An 18924-nucleotide genomic window follows, 5' to 3' on the forward strand; every position below is an offset into this window, starting at 1 on the left:
TCGCTCCTACAAAAAAGCCTTAACTGACTGGCATTAGGGCAAGCCCCCTCCCACATGTTGATTTCCTGGGTTTGGGAGATCGCCTTATCGCTTGATGTTCTTCAAGTCATCCAGCAACCCCAGCAAGGTCTGGAATTTCTCCTCGCCAAACTGATCCTGCAAGCGCTGGTAGTTGGCCTCCATGCACTGGCTCATGGACTCGAAACTGGCCTTGCCCTTGTCTGCCAGGGTAATGAGCACCCGGCGCTGGTCCTGCTCGGCCTTGCGCCGATGCACCATGCCCGCAGCTTCCATACGCACCAGCACGCCGGTCATGCTCGGCTTGAGGATGCAGGCCAGTTCCGCCAGTTGGTAAATCTCCAGCTCACCGTGCTGTTCGAGGATGCGGATGATGCGCCATTGCTGTTCGGTCAGGCCGTGCTCATTCAACGAGGGACGGAAAAAACTCATCGCCGCTTCACGGGCTTGCAGCAAGGCCAGGGTCAGGGATTGTCGAGGTTTGGACATAGGGCTCAGGGTCACGAAGTATTTAGTTAATAATTTAACGAAACTCTAACATTCCGCGCCCATTCGCGCGCTATAACTTGTCTGTGGCCGCGCCCGTGGCGCGCTGAATCAAAAAACCGGGCACGCAGGATCAAGACTTCCAGCCCGCCAAGGGCCCTAATGGGGGCATCCGCTTCAGCGCCTTCCTTCACTTTTTCAGGCTGCGCCATGATCAACATCGAAACCCCCACCTATTACACCGCCACCAAGAAATACAACCTCAGTTTCCCTACCCTGGAGCAAGACATCGACGCGGACGTCGTGGTGATCGGCGGCGGGTTTTCCGGGATCAATACCGCCCTTGAACTGGCGGAAAAAGGCATCACCAATATCGTCGTGCTTGAAGCGCGCTACCTGGGCTTTGGCGGCACCGGCCGCAACGGCGGGCAGATCATGGCGGGCATCGGCCATGACCTGGAGAAGATCAAGAAGGACGTCGGCGAAGACGGCCTGCGCCAGGTGTTCGAGATCAGCGACCTGGGCGCCGACATCATCAAGAACCGCATCGCCAAATACAACATCGATGCCGATTTCTGCCACGGCTACGGCTACATGGGCTTCAACGCCCGCCAGGAAAAAACCCTGCGCGCCTGGGAGAAGGACTTCAAGTCGGTCAACAGCCAGCATGAAATCCGCTTTCTCGGCGGCTCGGATGTGCAGCAGATCATCGGCTCCAACGCCTACACCAGCGCCCTGCTGCACATGGGTGGCGGGCATGTGCATTCGCTGAACCTGCTGCTGGGCGAAGCCACCGCGCTGGCCAGCCATGGCGTGCGCATCTTCGAAAACAGCCCGGCCCTGGAGGTCAGCTACGGCGAGCGCATTACCGTGCGTACCGGTCGTGGTTCGGTGCGCGCCAGCAAGTTGCTGTGGGCCTGTGACAGCTTCCTCAACAAGCTGGAACCGGAACTGCACCGCTCGACCATCAACACCTACGCGTTCCAGATGATGACCGAGCCGTTGTCCGAAGAGTTGATCCAGCGCATCAGCCCGATCCGTGGCGCCTACAGCGACATCCGCCCGGTAATCGACTACTACCGCGTGACCAATGAAAACCGTTTGCTGTTCGGCGCCGCGACGCCCCTGGTGGAACACATTCCCGGCGACCTGAAAGCCTGGAACCGCACGCTCATGCTGAAGATTTTCCCCTACCTCAAGGACGTGAAAATCGACCTGGCCTGGGGCGGCCCGATGGCCTGCAGCCCCAACCTGTTCCCGCAGATCGGCACCTTGCCGGGGCGCAGCAATGCGTTTTTCGTGCAGGGCTACTCGGGCTTCGGCGTCACCCCCAGCCACATCATCTGCAAGGTCCTGGCCGAGGGCATGAGCGAAGGCTCGGCGCGCTATGACCTGGTCAGCTCGATCCACCGCCCGACCATCATCGGCAAGGACGCGATTCGCCCCTTGCTGCTGACGGCGGGTAAATCCTGGCACCAACTGTCCGGCTACTGGAACGGGCGTCGCTAACCCCTGTAGGAGCGGGCTTGCCCGCGAAGAACGTCAACGATAACGCGGGCATTGCAGTGAATCGCGGTGTCAGGACGTTTTTCGCGAGCAAGCTCGCTCCTACAAAAATAATGTTGTATTTATCAGGAGCAATTGCCATGACCCTTACCCCTATCAAACACAACATCCAGCTATCGGAACTCGATGCATGGGGCACCGTGGCCGACCTCGGCTCGCAGATCCTTGAAGGCGAGGTGCGCGCCTTCGGCAAGATGACCTTCGGCGCCCCCACCGATGCGGTCAGCAGCGCCTACTTCGGCACCACCCAGGGCAAGTTCCGCATGGTCTACCCCTTCGCCGAACAAGCCACCGTGGTCACCGGCGAAGTGGTGCTCACCGATGAGTCCACCGGCCAGTCCACCCGCTACAAGGCCGGTGACAGCTGGTTCGTGACCAAAGGCACGCCGGTGCTGTGGGAAGTGGTCAGCGAGAGTTTCGTCAAACACTACTTCGCCGTCGTTTAAGGGAGCATTGCCATGACCACTTCTTCTGACTGGATCACCGTGGGCGCCCTGGCCGACGGTTTTGCGCCCGAGGCATTCATCCTGCCGAACCTTGCCGACCTGGCCGGGCAGACCTTCACTTTGCACTTCGCCAATGGCTGGCAGATCGAACACCGTTTCGAGCAAGAGCGCCTGGCCTGGCACGCCGCCGACGGCCACTCCAGCGGCAGTGCCGCCTACCGCGCCAGCTCGATTCGCCCGGGCCTGTACCTGGTGGACTTCATCAAGCACGAGGCCGGGCAAAGCTGGTCGATCAGCCTGGTGCTGGACACGCCGAATGCATCCTTCACCGCCGTGATCGGCCGCCTGCCGGAACAGGCAGACACCCATGAAGGCCTCTATCATCGCGCCCTGGCCGGCAAGCCGCTGACCTCGGTGCACGCGGAGTTCCTCCACGGCAGCGTTGACCGGCCCTGGCAGGACGGCCACTGCCTGCATGCGCCCACCGATGAGCTGGTGGGCCTGCGCAACCTGTACCGCTACAGCCCCAGCGAGGTCTACGAGCACATCTACCTCAACCCGGGGTTCTACGCCTGGCAATGCCTCAAGGGTGTGGAGCAAGGCTTGTGCGACACCGACCGCTGCCATTACTACAAGATCGCCGAGCAGCTGTACCTGTTCGTCTGGCAGGAGAAGATCGTGCCCACCCTCGGCCTGGTGCTGATCGACCTGCAACAGCACCGCAGCGACGGCAAGATCTTCGGCTATGCGGGGGCGTCCTTCGATGCGCTGTCGAACTTCCCCATCAGCTCCTATTGCCAGGTGCTCAACCACACGGACTATCCCCGTGACTGAGGCGCGCACGGTGGTGATCACCGGGGCCGGCACCGGCATCGGTGCCGCCTGTGCCCAGCTGTACGCCGAGGAAGGCGCACGGCTGGTGCTGATCGGCCGGCGCCGTGAGCCGCTGGAGCAGGTGGCGCATGCAACCGGCGGCCTGGTCCTGGTAGGCGATGCGGCCCGCCCTGACACCTGGGACGGTTTTATCAGGCAGATCCACGCCCACTACGGACGCATTGATGTGCTGCTGGCCTGTGCTGGTGGCCATGGCCTGGGCAGCGCCACCCAGACCAGCCCGGCCACCTGGGAAGCGGCGCTGCGCAGCAACCTGGACAGCGCGTTCTACAGTGCCCGCGCCTGCCTGCCGCTGTTGCGGGAAAGCGCCGGCAGTGTCGTGCTGATCGGCTCCATCGCTTCCCTCGCAGCAGGGCCCGAAGTGTGCGGCTACACCACGGCCAAGCATGCATTGCTCGGGCTCAATCGCTCGTTGGCACGGGACTATGGCCCCCACGGCGTGCGCGTCAACGCGGTGTGCCCAGGCTGGGTGCACACGCCGATGGCCGATGCAGAGATGCAGCCGTTGATGGACGCCTACGGCGACACCTTGCAGCAAGCGTACGAGCGTGTGTGTGCCGATGTACCCCTGCGCCGCGCCGCCCGTGCCGATGAAATCGCCAAGGTCTGCCGCTTCCTGGCCAGCGACGACGCTTCGATCATTACCGGGGCGACCTTGGTGGCAGACGGTGGATCGAGCATCGTGGACGTGCCGACGCTGGCGTTTACGCGCCTGGAGCCTGCCCATGCCCAATGACCTGGATTTCAACGGCCAGGTGGTGCTGGTCACCGGCGGTGCCCAAGGGATTGGCCTGGGCATCGTCCAAGCCTTTGCCCAACGGGGTGCGCGGGTGGTAATTGCCGATCGCTTATTTGAACAGGCCGAAACGGTGGCTGCAGAGCTGTGTGCGCAGGGTTATCAGGTCGAGGCCGTGGCTGTCGACCTGGCGCAAGCCGAGGCGGTGTTCGCCTGCGTTCAAGGCTTGGCGCAGCTGGATATCCTGGTGCACAACGCCGGGTATTTCCCGCTGACAGCCTTTGCCGACATCACTCCGGCGATCCTGCAACGCACCTTGGCGGTGAACCTCTCGGCGCTGTTCTGGCTGACCCAGGCGGCGCTGCCGATGTTTCGCGAGCAAGGCCGGGGTTGCGTGCTGGTGACGTCTTCGGTCACCGGCAATCGGGTGGGTTATCCGGGGCTGAGCCACTATGCGGCGTCCAAGGCCGGGGTGAACGGGTTTATCCGTAATGCGGCGCTGGAACTGGCGCCGTTGAACGTGCGGGTCAATGGCGTGGAACCGGGCATGATCGCCACGCCGGCGATGAGTAACCTGGGCGATGCCGCCTTGAATGACAGCATCGCCAGCCGTGTGCCGTTGGGGCGTTTGGGTACGGCGGTGGATATTGCCGGGGCGATGCTGTTTCTGGCTTCTGACCTGGCTGGCTATATCACCGGGCAAACCTTGGTGGTCGATGGTGGCTCCACCCTGCCCGAAATCTGAAACTTAACTCGGTCCAATGTGGGAGGGGGCTTGCTCCCGATAGCGCTGTTTCAGCTACACATGTGCTGGCTGACACACTGCTATCGGGAGCAAGCCCCCTCCCACATTGGATCTCCTGCAGCCTGAAGGACCTGTTTATGCCCCCACCGCCTGCAACCGGCTGGTGCGGAAATCCTTGGGCGACACTTCGAACTGCTTCTTGAACGATCGGCTGAAATGCGCCGAGTCGGTAAAGCCCCATTTGTAGGCAATCGAGGTGATCGATTCACTGCGCAGGAACGGATTGGTCAAGTCGTCCGCACTGCGCTTGAGCCGCGCCCGCTGGATGTAGCGGCAGACGCTGTCGTCCTGTTCCTCGAACAAGCGGTACAGGTGCCGCACCGAGATATTCAGGCGGTTGGCCAGGCCAATCGGGCTCAGACCAGGTTGGCCCAGTGACTCGTCGATGACTTTTTGCACATAGCTGCGCAGGTTATTGCCCTGCAACGAGGCCACACCTTCGTGGCACTCGTCGCCCTGCTCCAGCGCCGACCCCAACAGTGACACGAAGGCCGCTTGCAGTGCTTCCACTTCCGTGGCGTTGTCTTCGGTATCGTCCTTGCACAGTTGATCCATCAGCACATGCAACATGCGCCCACAGGCCTTGGTCGATGAAATCTTGCCAAAGGCCCGCGCCTGGCCGCGCAGGTGCTTGCACACCTCAGTGCGCGACAGGGACAGCGAGGCGTGTTCGATCAAGCCGAAGGGCGTGATTTCGATGGAGCCTACCGAGTCCATCAGCAGCATCTCGCCAGGGGCCAGTTGCACCGTCTGGTCGTTCTGGGTGATCTGCGCATAGCCGCTGCGCTGGCTGACCAGGAAACATTCCTGGTCGTTGTCGTGATCGGCATGGTGCGTGAGGCGCTTGATCAGCCCGGCATTGGTGCGCAGCATCGCCAGGCCCCGGGGCAGGTTGTGGATCTCACCGATAAACAGCGAACGGTTGAAGGCCAGTTCGGTGTCGAAGTGGCCGCACGCGGCGCGCAGTTCGCGGTTCCAGCTGTCGAGCCCGTCGGGTGCATGCTGTGGGATGCTCATGGGGTGTCTCCGCAGTGGCGTTCTTTTTGTTGTTCTGGTGCAATAGTTAACATGTTATCTATATGCGCGCAACAACAACTCGTTTGGCCTTTGCAGAAGCACTAATGATGCCAATCAAAGATTCGACAGTACCCGCTTCATACCCGCCAACGCCGCCAGTAAATAGTTGCGTTGCTCCGGGCTTACAGCGATATAACGCCGAAACGCCGGCATGCGGTTGACCACTTCGCTGCCGCCCATATGCTCCAGGCGCACGCACCATTGCTGGTCCTTGAGGTCGATACGCAGACGCTTGAAATCCAGAGGCATCAGCGCTTCGAATAACCCTTTGTCAGCCAGCAAACGCGCCTGCAGTTCAAGCCCCCGGGCCTGGTTGTCAGAACGCTGCCGCACGCGGATGCCATTGCGCCGAATAGCCCCGCCATGGTGCACCTCGAAGCTGCCCGCCCCTGGGGTAGGCGTGGGCACGTGCAACACGAACTCCGTCATCACCAGATGCATCAACAACTGCGATTCGGTGCGCTCGACCAGCTCAAATACCGCCCCATCCACGTCGAGTGTCGCCAGGCCAAGATCACGCCGCAAACGCGCCAGGGTCACCCCGGGTCGATAGCCGCTCGGTGCGCGATCAGCGCTGAACAGTTCAAACAGTTTTTGCCGCAAAGTCGCTATAAGGCTCATGGGCATGTCCCGGTTCATGGCTGAATTCCTTGGCCAACACCTCCTCGACGCAGGCGGGCTTGAAGGGGTTGACCTTCTGTACCACCAGGGTCCAGAACAACGCGTAGGTCGCCGTTACGCCAAGCATCACCCCGAACGGCACATAGATATCCGCCGGGTTCATGCCGGGCGGAGTGATAAACCACATGCCCAGCAGGATGCCGATACTCGACACCACCTGCGGCAGCGGGAACCACGGCGAACGGTACGCCCGGGGCAAGTCCGGACGGCGAATGCGCAGGATCACCACCGACAACGTCACCAGCAGATAGGCAAAACTCCACGCGCACACCGCCGCCAGCACCAGGTGCATGATGTTGTCGGTGTTACCGCCCAGGTACAGCGCATGCAGGCACGGGACCAGCATGGCCACCAGGATGCACAGCAGCGGTGTTTTGAAGCGCGGGTGCAGGTAGGTGAACACCTTCGGTAACGCGCCATCCACCGCCATGCCGTAGAGGATGCGCGGTACGCCAGCCATCAGGGTATTAATGGTTGCAGCGCCGGCAAACAGGAAGCCAATGCCCAGCCACAACGGGCCGACCTGCCCCATCACCTGTTCAGCGAACCGTGGGATAGCCATGGGTGTGTCGAGCAAGTGCACACCGGAGGCGGCGTCGAGCACCACGTTTTCCACCTGGCGCTTCATCGCGGCGCCATAGATAAACATGCACGTCGCCACGCCCATCAGCCCGAGCATCATCGCCCGTGGCATCACCTTGGCCGATTGGCGCAGGTCTGGCGCCAGCGGGGTGACGAACTCGCAGCCGACGAACATGAACATCGCCATGCCCACCAGCGACAACACGGTGACCAGGTCAGTGCCCACCAGCGATTCCCCGAACCAGCCGTCCAGTTGCACCGCTGGCGCGGCGATCAAGCCCAGCACGCCGAACACCATCAGGGTGGTCCACATGCCGAACGTAAGGATGATCTCTGCGCGGCCAAAGGCGCTGACCCCGAAGGCGTTCAGCACCCCGAACACGATCACGAAACCCACACCCAGCAGCCACGAGCCGCCGGCCGATTCTGCCAGGGTATTGAGGTGTTCGAAGTTCACCAGCGCCATGACCCCGGCGAGGATGGTTTCGGCGGTGCCGGCGAACACATGCACGATCAGATACGCCGACAGGGTGCCGGTGATCGCGAAGAACCGGCCCATGCCGCAATTGATGTAGTCGTACACCGAACCGGTGGTGGGCAGCATCGACGCGGCCTCGGCGAAGGTGGTCGCCTGGGCCAGCATCATCACCACGGCGATCAGCATTGCCAGGGCAAACGCACTGCCGCCGATGCCGAAGCCCATGGTGGCGGTAAGAATCACCGGGCTGGCCATGATCAGGCCAATGGTGCTGGCCAACGCGGTGGGGAAACCTACCGTGCCTCGGTTGAGGTGCGCGGTGAGTCGGTCGTTGATCGACATGGTGGGGTCCTCGAAAGCGGTTTTTTTAGTGTGTCGGCACTCTGCGCCCCACCCGCGTTGATCGTCTTGCCCCTGTCTGCCGCTGGTTTTGTAGCTGCCTGCCACGGCGTAGCACCTGGCGGCCAGGGTCAATTCCCTGGCACGCATGGCAAAGACTTGGCTTGACGCCCCTCGCCCTAATGCGCCCTCACTCTTAACCAAGATGGGGACAATAACAATGGAGCACACACTGAAAAATCGCCCTCTGCGCCAAGCGGTCGTCATAGGCGTCGCGCTGTTGGCCGGGCAAGCTCATGCCGTCGAGTTGTACGCCGATGCCGACACCCAGGTCACGGGAAACTTCCTCGCTGTGTATGGGATGTTCAACAGTCCGAAAAACTACGATGGCCGCCGCGGCGGCTCCACCTGGCGCGAGGCGTTCATCAAGTACGGCCTGAGCGTCGAGCAAAACCTGGGTAGCCTGGGCGGCGTCTATGGCACGGCCAACCTGGTGAGTTCCGGCACCTGGGGGGATGGTGATGCATCCGGGGTCACCAACGGCACCGAGCGCACCACCAAGTTTGACGAAGCCTTCGCCGGCTGGCGCTCCGGCGAGCTATTCCCGGCACTGGGTAAAGACGGTGTAGACCTGTCGTTCGGCCGCCAGGTCATCATGCTGGGCGACGGTTTTATCATCAACGACGACGGCCCCAACCTCGGCAATGGCGTGGGCGAGGGTGAGTTCAATCGCGGCGGCGCCTACTACATCGCGGCGCGCCATGCATTCGACAAGACCGCGGTGATTCGCCTGGGCGGCAAGGATGGCGTACATGGCAGCCTGATGTGGATCAAGTCCGACAACCGCGCCCAAGCCAGGACCGAAATGGCTGCGGGCACCCTGGAATACAGCGCCGCGCCGGGCACCCTGGGGCTCACCTATATTCGCGGGATCGACGTGGATGAGCGTTTCGCTACCGACCTGCAACGCCAGCGCAAAGGCATGAACCTTTATAGCGTGCGTGGCGCCGGCAATGCGGGCATCGACAATGCCCACTTCGCCTTCGAACTGGCGCGCCAGGACCGCCGCGACAGCCAGCAGAGCGCCGGCTACGCCGAAGCCGGCTACACCTTCGCCGACTTGCCCTGGTCACCGGACCTGACGTACCGCTACGCCCGTTATTCAAGAAACTGGGACGGCATGTTTTCAGGCTTCAACCGCGGCTATGGCACCTGGGTACAGGGCGAAGTGGCGGGCAACTATTCCGGCCCCTACAACAGCAACACAGCGGTGCAACACGTGGCGCTCAAGGTCAAGCCGCTGGAGAACCTCACCCTCGGCGCGCTGTTCTTCGACTACAACACCGTCAGCACCCGCGGCCAGTTGAACCTGGATGGCCGCGAACTGGACCTGTACGCCGAATGGGCCGTCAATGAACACCTGATCATCACGCCGCTGCTGGGCCTGTACAAACCCGACAAAAGTGCCGACACCGGCGGCAACCAGGTCGGCGGCAACGGTACCAATGTCTACAGTCAGCTGGTGGTGGCCGTACCGTTCTGAACCCCGTCGGGCGCGCACGGAGGCAGCGCCCGCACCTCGGCATAGGCGCCTTGATGATAGAGCAGCGGCGCACGGCCAAAATCATCGAAGGCCACCACCTTGCCGATCATGATCCAGTGGTCGCCGCCATCGATCTGCTGGTATTTCTCGCAGTGAAAGCGCGCCGAGCAATCGGCGAACACCGGCGAGCCGCCCTCCCCCGGCTCGTATTCGATCAGGGCGAAGCGATCTTCACGGGGGCGCGCAAAGTTGTTGGACAGGTGCACCTGGTCGGCCGCCAACACATTCACGGCAAAGTGGCTGGCCTCCTCGAACACCTCATGGCTATTGGAGCGTTTGTCGATGCTCCACAGCACCAGCGGCGGGTCGAGGGACACCGAGTTGAAACTGTTGGCGGTCACGCCCACCTTGCGCCCGGAAGCGGTGGCGGCGGTGACCACGGTCACGCCGGTGGCGAAGTTGCCCAAAGCGCGGCGAAAGGCACGCGGGTCGAAAATATCAGACATGCAAGGCTCCCGGGTGGCGTCTATTGGCCGCCCTGATGGTTATGGAGGAATAAGCGACTACACCATGCTCGGGTCGGGCTCCAGGCCCATCAGCTCACGGCCGAGGATCTGCGCGCAGACGTCGTAGTCGGTGTAGGCATGGGCGCCGGTCATATGGGAATCGCGGAACAGGCGCTGCATCTCGTTATGTTCGAACCAGGCATTGCCACCCGCGGCGGCGAACAGACGGTCCACCGCTTCGATGCACATCTTGGTGGCATAGGCCTGGTTGGTGCGCCAGAACGCCAGGGTCTGGCGCGTCGGGTAACGCTTGGCGGCGCTGTGTTCAGCGTGTTCCTGCCAGGTCTTCTCCAGGAACGCCCGGGCGGCGGCCACCTGGTGGGTGGACTCGGCCAGGCGCATCAACGCCGGGGTGGCGGCGCCCACGGCAGCACCGGTGTAGGCGCGCACCCGGGTCTTGGTTTTTTCGCGGAACACATCGAGCATGCGTTCGGCCACACCGAGGCTTACGGTGGAAAAACCACTGGCGAAATACGGCCGATAAGGTGCGTAGAAAATCTGGCTGTCGGGGTAGAGGCCAAAGCCTGCGGACTTGCCCTCCATCATGTCCTTGGCCTTCTGGATACGGTGCTCGGGCACCCAGGCGTTGTCGATGACCAGGGTTTTGGTGCCGCTGCCTTTCATGCCGGCAGCGAACCAGTCGTCGCGAATCTGATAGTCACTGCGCGGCAGCACGGCAAAGCAGTAATCCTGGGTGCCTTCGGCATTCTGGCGGCGGCAGCCGACAATTGCCCACTCACCATGGTCGCAGCCGCTGCTCCAACCCATCTCGCCGCTGAAGTACACACCGCCTTCGCCCTCGGTGACCCGACCAAACGGAGCAATACTGCTGCTGGCCGTGGCATCCGGGTTGGCGCCCCAGATTTCCTCCTGCAACCGAGCCGAGAACAGCGCCAGCTGATGGCTGTGGGTACACAACAAACTCATGGCCCAGGCGGTGCTGGCACAACTGCCGGCAAGCAAGGCGATGCAGTCGGCGAATTCGGGCAATGACAGCTCGAGGCCGCCGTACGCCTTGGGTTGAAAGGCGCGGTGCAGGCCGATGCTTTTGAGCAAGGCGATATTCTCATCCGGCACTTGGCGCAGCTGTTCGGCGCGGCTGGCATTGGCGGCGATGGCCGGCAGGAGGGGCTTGAGGTCTTCGAGGAGCGGGTTTGGCTTTTTCATGGACGGCCCTGCTTATTATTGGAAGTCCGGCAGGCGCTCCGGATTGCGGAACGGCGCGGGATGCAGGGCCAGTATCGAACGGCTCACGCAGGCGGAGAATGCACATTCGGCAGGCAAGCTTGTACTTTTCACAGGTGCGGCAGGCACAGGCATAAAACCTGGCAGGCACAGTCAAGCCGCTTATCGGTGCGTTGGTTACCCTCGGGTTTTCTCTATGAACTGCCAGGAACCTGCCATGAACGATATCCCGCTGCTGCCCCAAGTCGAAGCCTTTCTGCGTCGCCGCCATGGGGTGTTTATCGACGGTGTCAACGTGCGTAGCCACGCTGCTGAAAGCCTGAGCGTGACCAACCCCGCCAACGGCCAGGTGATCGCCGAAGTCGCCGATGCTGACCTGGCCGATATCGACGCAGCGGTTGCGTCCGCCAACCGTGGTTTCCAACTGTGGTCCCAGGCCGCCCCCGCCACCCGTGGCAACGTGCTGCTGAAACTGGCCGACCTGCTGGAACAGCACCGTGAAGAACTGGCGCAGATCGAAACCTGCCAGTCGGGCAAGATCATCCAGATTTCCCGCGCTTTCGAGGTCGACCAGGCCGCGCACTTCCTGCGCTACTACGCCGGCTGGGCCACCAAGCTCAGCGGCCAGACCCTGACTCCATCGCTGCCGTCGTTCAATGGCGAGCGCTACACCGCCTTCACCCTGCGCGAACCGGTGGGTGTGGTGGTTGGCATTGTGCCGTGGAATTTCTCCACCATGATCGCCATCTGGAAACTCGCCTCGGCACTGGTGACCGGCTGCAGCATCATCATCAAGCCCAGCGAGTTCACGCCGCTGACCCTGCTGCGCATCGCTGAACTGGCCATCGACGCGGGGTTACCGGCGGGGGTGCTCAATGTGTTGACCGGCGGCGGGCATGTCGGCAAGGGGCTGGTGGAACACCCAGGCACCCACAAAGTGTCCTTCACCGGCTCAGTGCCCACCGGCATCGCCGTCGGCCGCAGCGCCATGGGTGCCGGGCTTACCCGTGCGACCCTGGAACTGGGTGGCAAGAATGCCGCCGGCTTCCTACCCGATATGGACGTGGACAAGGCAGTGGACGGCATCATCGAGGCGGGCTTTTTGCATTCGGGGCAAATCTGCGCCGCGGCTGAACGCTTTTTCGTGCACCGCTCGCAGATCGACGCCGTGCTGGAAAAACTCAAGGCGCGCCTGAGCCGCCTGAACATCGGTTCGCCCCTGGACGAACACACCGAATTCGGCCCGGTCACGCACCAGCAACACCAGCAGAAACTGCTCGGCTACTTCAACCAGGCCCGCGCCGAAAACAACACGATCATCCATGGCGGTCACCTTATCGACCGGCCTGGTTGCTACGTCGAACCCACGGTGATCCTCGCCAACCACCTGCACGACACCCTGCTCAACGAAGAAACATTCGGCCCCATCGCCACCTTCCTGCCCTACGATGACGAAGACGAACTGCTGGCGCTGATGAACCACGGGCCCTACGGCTTGAGCGCCAGCCTGTGGACCAACGATTTGGGTAAGGCCCTGCGCATGATCCCGGCCATCAAGGCGGGCACCTTGTGGGTGAACATGCACACCTTGCTCGACCCGGCTGTGCCGTTTGGCGGCAGCCGGTCTTCGGGGGTTGGGCGGGAGTTTGGCAGTGCGTTCATTGAGGATTACACCGAGCTTAAGTCGGTGATGGTTCGGTATTGAATGCGGTAGCGCACGTCGCGAACCCATGTGCGAGGGGGCTTGCCCCAATCTCTGTAGGAGCGAGCTTGCTCGCGAAAAACGTCAACGATAACGCGTGTTTTCTGAATAAACGCGGCGCCTGTGATTTTTTCGCGAGCAAGCTCGCTCCTACAAAAGCCTAACTGACTGGCATTGGGGCTTGCTCTCGATGGCGCTGGGTCAGTCACCGATGTGTTGACTGGCACCACCTCATCGGGAGCAAGCCCCCTCCCACATTTTGATCGCATTGCATCAGTGAGATAGCTGTCTTTGTCAGCCACTACCCTTACCCTTGCTGCTTTCAAAAAAAGCGCTCGCCTAACTGAACGGAACCACCGCTTCCGCCTCCACCTCAATCAACCACTCCGGCAACGACAACCCACTGACCATGATCCACGAAGACGGCGGCGGGTTGTGCGCGAAGCGCTGGCGCAGCGCCTCGGCAATCGGTTCCTGCTGCTCCCGGGCAGATTCGACGATATACAACCGCAGCATGATCACATGGGACAGATCGCCCCCCACCTCAGCCAGGACCTTCTCGACATTGTCCAACGCCATGGCCGTCTGCTCGGCAATGCCTGGGCCCACCGTGCGCTCTTGAGCATCGACGCCCACCTGCCCGGAAAGCATGATCCGTCGCCCCTGCGGCACTTCCATGGCCTGGCTGAAACCGTATTGCAGCGAATTGAATACCGTCGTGGGATTAATGACCTTTCGTTGCATGACCATTCCTTGTTTGTCAGTAGGAAAACAAGGCTAACCCAAAGGAACTGCTCAATCAGACGGTTCAACATCCAGCAACATGTTCATGGATGAAGCGCTGAACCGGAAATGCCCGGTGGTCTGACGAACAAACGCAAACTCAACAGGCAATGACGTACCCCTGTGGGAGGGGGCTTGCTCCCGATGGCTTTGGGTCAGTCACAGATGTGCTGACTGGCACCACCTCATCGGGAGCAAGTCGAATCGTCGCACCGCCCCTCCCACATTTGATCTCACTGCATCAGTGAGGTAGTTGTGCCTGGGAGCGCGGGCCAGGCTACCAGGTGCCCATCGCCAGGCTGTGCGGTGAGAACTGCGCGAACTGCCAGCGCAATGCCAACGCTGCCGGACGGCGGACCACGTGCTCCACCGTCACCGTCCACAAGCGCTGCGCGCCCTCGAACTCGGCCACTGGCGGCCCGCTGAGAATCAACGTTGTACGCCCCGCCACTTGCAGCACGTCGCCGGTTTCAAAATCCACAAACAATAACCCTGCCACCGGGTTGGCGTGCAGGTTGCCGAGGGTATTGAAAAACAGGTTGCCGGCAAAATCGGGAACGGTCAGCACGTTGCCTTCCACCCGCACAAACCCCGTGTTGCCGCCGCGATGGGACACGTCCACCGAGCGTTCGCCGTGCTGGTCCACGTAGCTGGCAACAAAGAAGGTGTCGGCGTTGCGGATCAGCGTTTGGGCGGCAGTGTCCAGGCTGGTGCTGCGCTCGATGTCGTTGCCGGGCTTGCGTGCTATAGCCTCGACCGGACGCAGTTGGATGTACTTGGGGCAGTTGCCGAAGGTGTGCACCACATCAATCGCAAATCCATGATGATCCAGCGCTCCGATCCGACCGTTCATGCGGTTGCGACGCCGGGTGCCCAGGTCGATGCCCAGCAAGCCAACCGACGCGCCACGAGTGACGCCAGCCGAGGCGGGATCGCTTTTGGACGGCAGGCTGTCGATCTGCAATGTCTGCGAATCCGGTGAATGGGCGAACCCTGGCGCGCCCTCCAGCATCGTCGCCCAGGGAATACCCTGTTCATCCACCACACCCAGAACGAGGTAAGGCAACAACGGATAAAAATCACGATGCTGCTCGGGTAAATGATCACGAATGACCTTCGGCCCGATCATGGCCATGCGTTCGGCGACGCCTGCACTTTCCTGCAAGTGCCGTTCGCCGGCATGCCAAGGGGATTGTTCGATCGAGTTCATGGCGATCACCTCTGGTTGGATAACCGGATGCTGCGCCTGCCCAGCCATCGAGAGAATGCCCACCCCAGGCAATCCACTATTACGCCAACTGAAATGCCGGATGTTCGCGCAACGCGGTGACGCAGTAGTCGACAAAACTGCGCACGCGCATCGACGCATGACGGCCTTCGCGGTAGATCACATGCACCGGCAGTGGCGGCAGTTCAAAGGCCGGCAAGACACGACGCAGTTGGCCACTCATCAAGTGATCGTGAACCGGGTAACTGAGGCAACGAATCACCCCCGCGCCCTGCACTGCCGCATTGATCGCGCCTTGCACCGTGGCGCAACTAAGGCGTGCGCGGGCCTTGAGGGTGTAGTGGGGGAAACCCCAATGCACCGTTTCGGCGCTGGCAATCAGATGATGTTGCTTGAGGTCAGCCGGATGCCGGGGCTCGCCCCTGGCCGCCAAATACGTGGGGCTCGCGCAAAGCAGGGTGCGCACTTGGCCGACCTGTCGTGCAATCAGCGATGAGTTGGGCAGCTCACCCACCCACACCGCCACGTCAAACCCCTCTTCGTGCAGGTTGGGGTAATAGTCGTGGTAATGGGCGATGACACGCACCGCCGGGTAGCGATCCATATAGCCAGCCAGCAGGGGCGCCATCACATAGCGGCTGAACAGCAACGGCAGGCATATCCGCAGGTTGCCCTGGGCGTGCACATGGGCGCCGCTGGCCGAGGCTTCGGCCGCGTCCACCGCGGCCAGCAGGCGTACACAGTCGGCAAGGTAAGCCTGGCCTGCGTCGGTGAGGTTGACCCCGCGCGTGCTGCGTTGCAGCAACACCACCCGTAGGCGTGCCTCCAGGCGCGCAACCGCACGTACCAGGGTCGGGCCGGAAACCCGGGCATGGCGTGCCGCTGACGCCAGGCTGGGTTGCCCGGCCAGCGCGGCAAACAACTGCATATCGTGAAAGCGCTCCATCAGGCACGCCGCTTCGTCGCTGGATTGAGGGCCGCGTCCTGTCCGAGGCGCTGGCTTAAGAAATCCACAAAGGTGTTGACCTTGGCCGGTATGCGACCGTTTTGCTGGAACACGACGTGGATCGGCAGCGGCGCCGGTTCGAAAGCCTCCAGCACCAGCTCCAGCTCACCCGCCGCCACCGCTGCCGCCACCTGATAGGACAGCACCCGGGTCATGCCCCAGCCCAGGCGCGCCAGGTTGATTGCGGCATTGTTCGCCGTAACGCTCAGACGCGGCTCAATGGCTATCTTCAGCGGCCGCCCGGCGTCGACGAACGTCCATTCACTGACCAGTTGGCTGGACGAAGAGGTGACAATCTTGGCTTCCCGCAATTGCTCAGGCCGCTGCGGGCGCCCATTTTCGTCCAGATAAGCCGGCGATGCACACACCACCCGGCGCACTTCGCCGACCTTGATCGCCTGCTGCCCGGGTTCGTGCAGATGGCCGATACGCACCGCTACATCGACGCCTTCATCGGCCATATTGACCACACGGTCGACCAGCAAGGCGCTGATGTTCACCAGGGGGAACTGGTCCAGGTACTCCCCCAGCACAGGCGCCACATACAGCTCGCCAAACAGCACCGGTGCGGTCACTGTCAGGTGGCCGCCGGGGATGGAGTAACTGCCCGCTGCCGCTTCCTCGGCCTCTTCCAGTTCGGAAAGAATGCGTCGGCAATCTTCCAGGTAACGCTGGCCGGCATCGGTCAGGTGCAGGCTGCGCGTGGTGCGCGCCAGCAGTTGCGTACCGATGCGCTGCTCCATGGCTGCAATGGCGCGGGTGACGCTGGGTGGCGAGGTTTTCAGGCGCCGCGCAGCAGCCGCAAACCCCTCCTCCTCGGCCACCGCCAGGAATACCTGCATCTCATGAAATCGGTCCATCGGCGCCTCTTGATCGTTACTGTGATTGCAGCCCCACCGCCGTGCGCGGCATAGCAACAAACCCCGGCAAGGCTTCGATGCTGGCAAGCCAGGCACGCACCTTAGGGTAGTCGGCCAGCGACACGTTGCCTTCCGGCGCATGGGCCACGTAGGTATAGAACGCAATATCGGCAATGCTTGGCTGATCACCAGCCAGAAAACGGCTCTCACCCAGGTGCTGCTCCATCACGTTCAGCAGTGCATGGGCTCGATTGATTGCGCTGACGGTATCCACCTCGGCGCCGAACACCGTGGCCAAGCGCGCCGTGGCGGGCCCGGCATGGAGTTGACCGGCGGCGGCCGAGAGCCAGCGTTGGACCCGCGCTTGGCCGATGGGATCGCTTGGCAGCCACTGCCCTTTGCCATAGGTACTGGCAAGGTAGACCAGAATCGCATTGGAGTCGGCCAAGACAGTACCGCCGTCATCGATCACCGGGACCTGGCCGAAGCGGTTGAGGTTGGCGATGAATCCGGGCGTTTTATGCGCACCTTGCTTGAGGTCCACCAGGATAAATTCACTGGGCAGGCCCAGCAGGGACAGCATCAGCTCGACCCGATGGGAGTGGCCGGACAACGGAAGACCATAAAATTTGATCGCAGGCTGGGTCATGAAAAGCTCCAAAAGAATGGGTATCGACGCCAGGCATATTCCACTGCCGCCTCAGTCGGCGGAATGACCAGAATTTACAATCCAGCATTTCATTGGGCGAAACAATCACCTGTCCGAAATTCTCCGCGCCGGCGTCGCAATTTCATGAAAAAAATTCAAACTATCGCCCTCCCCATCGTTCACACCTTCACGAACGTTAAGTAGGAGGCGACATGCAATACCGACAACTGGGTCATTCCGGCCTGCTGGTATCGGAAATCATCCTGGGCACCGTGCCCTTTGGCGGTCGTGCCGAGTTCGAAAAATGCGGCGCAGTGGACGTGCCCCTGGCCAGGCGCATGTTCGATATCGCGTTCGACGCCGGGGTGAATATGGTCGACACCGCTGACCTTTACTCCCATGGACTGGCCGAAGAGGTGGTCGGCAAGGCCCTGGGTGACAAGCGCAACGATATCCTGCTGGCGACCAAGGGCCGTAGTCCGGTGGACAGCAACCCGAACAATTCCGGCTCATCGCGCTATCACCTGATCCGCGCCTGCGAAGCCAGCTTGAAGCGGTTGGGCACCGACCATATCGACCTGTACCAACTGCATAACTGGGACGGCATGACGCCCATCGAAGAGACCCTCGAAGCGCTGCGCCTGTTGGTTGGCTCGGGCAAGATCCGTTACTTCGGCACCAGCAACTTCACCGCTTGGCAGATGATGAAGACCCTGGGCAAGGCCGAGCTGCACGGCATGCTCAAGCCCATTACGCAGCAGATCTACTACACCCCGGAATCCCGTGAAGCCGAGTACGAATTGCTGCCGTTGGCCTTGGACCAGCACGTCGGTACTTTGGTATGGGGCCCGATGGGTGAAGGCTTGCTGACCGGCACGACCCGCCGCGGACACAAGCCACCGGCCAATACCCGCCAGGGCAGCGGCTGGCCGGAACCCTACGTGCATGACCAGGAACGCGCCCTGGATATTATCGAGACCCTCGCCGCCGTCGGTGACGAGCATGGCGTCTCGGTCGCCCGCACCTGCCTGGCCTGGCTCAAGGATCGGCCGGGGATCACTTCACTGATCGTCGGTGCGCGCACCGAAGAGCACCTGCGCGATAACCTTGCCGCGGCTGAGCTGAAGCTGACCGAGGAACAATCGTCACGCATCGAAGCTGTTACGCGTCGTCAGCCGTTGTATCCCTATTGGCATCGCTTTACGGCCGGGATTGATCGTTTTGATCCTGCGGAACAGCCGTTCCTGGCCGAGCATCAAAAGACCATGGATGCGCGCAAGGACAAATAACAGTG

The 18924-nt window shown here is 61.8% G+C and carries 18 protein-coding genes and 1 pseudogene; 8 read left to right on the top strand and 11 right to left on the bottom strand.

Going from position 1 to position 18924, the window contains the following annotated elements:
* Positions 1-84 precede the first annotated feature (84 nt).
* Positions 85-507 carry a homoprotocatechuate degradation operon regulator HpaR gene (gene hpaR / locus KVH01_RS10880; protein ID WP_043049367.1) on the bottom strand — a complete coding sequence of 141 codons (423 nt, stop codon included), beginning with the start codon at positions 505-507 and terminating at the stop codon, positions 85-87.
* Positions 508-714: 207 nt separating this feature from the next.
* Here hpaR and KVH01_RS10885 point away from each other — a divergent pair, with 207 nt between their 5' ends.
* From KVH01_RS10885 to KVH01_RS10905, 5 genes are all read left to right on the top strand, one after another.
* Positions 715-2013, top strand: coding sequence for an NAD(P)/FAD-dependent oxidoreductase (locus KVH01_RS10885; RefSeq protein WP_043049366.1), 1299 nt, complete (start codon positions 715-717; stop codon positions 2011-2013).
* A gap of 137 nt (positions 2014-2150) precedes the next feature.
* On the top strand, positions 2151-2516 hold the full coding sequence (locus tag KVH01_RS10890) for a cupin domain-containing protein (protein WP_043049365.1): 366 nt from the start codon (positions 2151-2153) through the stop codon (positions 2514-2516).
* Between the two features lie 12 nt (positions 2517-2528).
* Positions 2529-3350, top strand: coding sequence for a molybdenum cofactor biosynthesis F family protein (locus tag KVH01_RS10895; RefSeq protein ID WP_217881426.1), 822 nt, complete (start codon positions 2529-2531; stop codon positions 3348-3350).
* Positions 3343-4146, top strand: coding sequence for an SDR family NAD(P)-dependent oxidoreductase (locus tag KVH01_RS10900; protein WP_217881427.1), 804 nt, complete (start codon positions 3343-3345; stop codon positions 4144-4146). The genes KVH01_RS10895 and KVH01_RS10900 overlap by 8 nt, the downstream gene beginning before the upstream one ends.
* Positions 4136-4891 (top strand): SDR family oxidoreductase, encoded by a 756-nt coding sequence (locus KVH01_RS10905; protein ID WP_217881428.1) that lies wholly within the window; start codon positions 4136-4138, stop codon positions 4889-4891. Before KVH01_RS10900 ends, KVH01_RS10905 begins: the two co-directional genes overlap by 11 nt.
* A gap of 135 nt (positions 4892-5026) precedes the next feature.
* On the opposite strand, the gene feaR is transcribed toward KVH01_RS10905, so the two are convergent.
* The 3 genes from feaR to KVH01_RS10920 all read right to left on the bottom strand — a co-directional run bounded on the left by feaR (position 5027) and on the right by KVH01_RS10920 (position 8111).
* Complete coding sequence (gene feaR / locus KVH01_RS10910; protein ID WP_217881430.1) at positions 5027-5968, bottom strand: transcriptional regulator FeaR; 942 nt, start codon at positions 5966-5968, stop codon at positions 5027-5029.
* Positions 5969-6082: 114 nt separating this feature from the next.
* The gene (locus KVH01_RS10915) at positions 6083-6649 is read right to left on the bottom strand and encodes a DUF3156 family protein (protein ID WP_217881431.1); all 567 of its coding nucleotides are present in this window, start codon (positions 6647-6649) and stop codon (positions 6083-6085) included.
* Positions 6612-8111 carry an APC family permease gene (locus KVH01_RS10920; protein ID WP_217881432.1) on the bottom strand — a complete coding sequence of 500 codons (1500 nt, stop codon included), beginning with the start codon at positions 8109-8111 and terminating at the stop codon, positions 6612-6614. Before KVH01_RS10920 ends, KVH01_RS10915 begins: the two co-directional genes overlap by 38 nt.
* A gap of 217 nt (positions 8112-8328) precedes the next feature.
* On the opposite strand from KVH01_RS10920, the gene KVH01_RS10925 reads away from it, so the two are divergent.
* Positions 8329-9651, top strand: coding sequence for an alginate export family protein (locus tag KVH01_RS10925; RefSeq protein ID WP_217881433.1), 1323 nt, complete (start codon positions 8329-8331; stop codon positions 9649-9651).
* 32 nt (positions 9652-9683) lie between these two features.
* Here the strand turns inward: KVH01_RS10925 and KVH01_RS10930 are convergent.
* Both KVH01_RS10930 and KVH01_RS10935 read right to left on the bottom strand, forming a co-directional pair.
* Positions 9684-10157 (bottom strand): annotated as a pseudogene (locus KVH01_RS10930) (flavin reductase family protein); the annotation flags it as partial.
* Between the two features lie 57 nt (positions 10158-10214).
* The gene (locus KVH01_RS10935; protein WP_217881434.1) at positions 10215-11384 is read right to left on the bottom strand and encodes a p-hydroxyphenylacetate 3-hydroxylase oxygenase component; all 1170 of its coding nucleotides are present in this window, start codon (positions 11382-11384) and stop codon (positions 10215-10217) included.
* A gap of 235 nt (positions 11385-11619) precedes the next feature.
* Between KVH01_RS10935 and KVH01_RS10940 the strand changes: the two genes are divergently transcribed.
* Positions 11620-13107: an aldehyde dehydrogenase family protein gene (locus KVH01_RS10940; protein ID WP_217881435.1), complete on the top strand. Its 1488-nt coding sequence runs from the start codon at positions 11620-11622 to the stop codon at positions 13105-13107.
* A 336-nt stretch (positions 13108-13443) separates the two neighbouring features.
* Here the strand turns inward: KVH01_RS10940 and KVH01_RS10945 are convergent, their stop codons facing one another.
* The 5 genes from KVH01_RS10945 to KVH01_RS10965 form a co-directional block, all read right to left on the bottom strand.
* The gene (locus tag KVH01_RS10945; RefSeq protein WP_153837957.1) at positions 13444-13848 is read right to left on the bottom strand and encodes a RidA family protein; all 405 of its coding nucleotides are present in this window, start codon (positions 13846-13848) and stop codon (positions 13444-13446) included.
* A gap of 316 nt (positions 13849-14164) precedes the next feature.
* A complete protein-coding gene (locus KVH01_RS10950; RefSeq protein ID WP_217881437.1) occupies positions 14165-15097 on the bottom strand; it encodes a pyridoxamine 5'-phosphate oxidase family protein in 933 nt (310 codons plus the stop codon).
* A gap of 79 nt (positions 15098-15176) precedes the next feature.
* On the bottom strand, positions 15177-16061 hold the full coding sequence (locus KVH01_RS10955; protein ID WP_217881439.1) for a LysR family transcriptional regulator: 885 nt from the start codon (positions 16059-16061) through the stop codon (positions 15177-15179).
* Positions 16061-16981, bottom strand: coding sequence for a LysR family transcriptional regulator (locus tag KVH01_RS10960; protein ID WP_217881440.1), 921 nt, complete (start codon positions 16979-16981; stop codon positions 16061-16063). The genes KVH01_RS10955 and KVH01_RS10960 overlap by 1 nt, the downstream gene beginning before the upstream one ends.
* Positions 16982-16997: 16 nt before the next feature.
* Positions 16998-17630, bottom strand: a complete 633-nt coding sequence (locus KVH01_RS10965) for a glutathione S-transferase family protein (RefSeq protein ID WP_217881441.1) — start codon at positions 17628-17630, stop codon at positions 16998-17000.
* A gap of 212 nt (positions 17631-17842) precedes the next feature.
* On the opposite strand from KVH01_RS10965, the gene KVH01_RS10970 reads away from it, so the two are divergent.
* Positions 17843-18919, top strand: a complete 1077-nt coding sequence (locus tag KVH01_RS10970; RefSeq protein ID WP_217881442.1) for an aldo/keto reductase — start codon at positions 17843-17845, stop codon at positions 18917-18919.
* Positions 18920-18924: the final 5 nt, after the last annotated feature.

The sequence above is a fragment of the Pseudomonas khavaziana genome (genome assembly GCF_019145205.1).
GTDB classification, from domain to species: domain Bacteria; phylum Pseudomonadota; class Gammaproteobacteria; order Pseudomonadales; family Pseudomonadaceae; genus Aquipseudomonas; species Aquipseudomonas khavaziana.

What these genes read in the sequence shown, in the direction of transcription:
- hpaR (WP_043049367.1), bottom strand. Translation starts at nt 507, where the DNA reads ATGTCCAAACCTCGACAATCCCTGACCCTGGCCTTGCTGCAAGCCCGT.
- KVH01_RS10885 (WP_043049366.1), top strand. Translation starts at nt 715, where the DNA reads ATGATCAACATCGAAACCCCCACCTATTACACCGCCACCAAGAAATAC.
- KVH01_RS10890 (WP_043049365.1), top strand. Translation starts at nt 2,151, where the DNA reads ATGACCCTTACCCCTATCAAACACAACATCCAGCTATCGGAACTCGAT.
- KVH01_RS10895 (WP_217881426.1), top strand. Translation starts at nt 2,529, where the DNA reads ATGACCACTTCTTCTGACTGGATCACCGTGGGCGCCCTGGCCGACGGT.
- KVH01_RS10905 (WP_217881428.1), top strand. Translation starts at nt 4,136, where the DNA reads ATGCCCAATGACCTGGATTTCAACGGCCAGGTGGTGCTGGTCACCGGC.
- feaR (WP_217881430.1), bottom strand. Translation starts at nt 5,968, where the DNA reads ATGAGCATCCCACAGCATGCACCCGACGGGCTCGACAGCTGGAACCGC.
- KVH01_RS10915 (WP_217881431.1), bottom strand. Translation starts at nt 6,649, where the DNA reads ATGAGCCTTATAGCGACTTTGCGGCAAAAACTGTTTGAACTGTTCAGC.
- KVH01_RS10920 (WP_217881432.1), bottom strand. Translation starts at nt 8,111, where the DNA reads ATGTCGATCAACGACCGACTCACCGCGCACCTCAACCGAGGCACGGTA.
- KVH01_RS10925 (WP_217881433.1), top strand. Translation starts at nt 8,329, where the DNA reads ATGGAGCACACACTGAAAAATCGCCCTCTGCGCCAAGCGGTCGTCATA.
- KVH01_RS10935 (WP_217881434.1), bottom strand. Translation starts at nt 11,384, where the DNA reads ATGAAAAAGCCAAACCCGCTCCTCGAAGACCTCAAGCCCCTCCTGCCG.
- KVH01_RS10940 (WP_217881435.1), top strand. Translation starts at nt 11,620, where the DNA reads ATGAACGATATCCCGCTGCTGCCCCAAGTCGAAGCCTTTCTGCGTCGC.
- KVH01_RS10945 (WP_153837957.1), bottom strand. Translation starts at nt 13,848, where the DNA reads ATGCAACGAAAGGTCATTAATCCCACGACGGTATTCAATTCGCTGCAA.
- KVH01_RS10950 (WP_217881437.1), bottom strand. Translation starts at nt 15,097, where the DNA reads ATGAACTCGATCGAACAATCCCCTTGGCATGCCGGCGAACGGCACTTG.
- KVH01_RS10955 (WP_217881439.1), bottom strand. Translation starts at nt 16,061, where the DNA reads ATGGAGCGCTTTCACGATATGCAGTTGTTTGCCGCGCTGGCCGGGCAA.
- KVH01_RS10960 (WP_217881440.1), bottom strand. Translation starts at nt 16,981, where the DNA reads ATGGACCGATTTCATGAGATGCAGGTATTCCTGGCGGTGGCCGAGGAG.
- KVH01_RS10965 (WP_217881441.1), bottom strand. Translation starts at nt 17,630, where the DNA reads ATGACCCAGCCTGCGATCAAATTTTATGGTCTTCCGTTGTCCGGCCAC.
- KVH01_RS10970 (WP_217881442.1), top strand. Translation starts at nt 17,843, where the DNA reads ATGCAATACCGACAACTGGGTCATTCCGGCCTGCTGGTATCGGAAATC.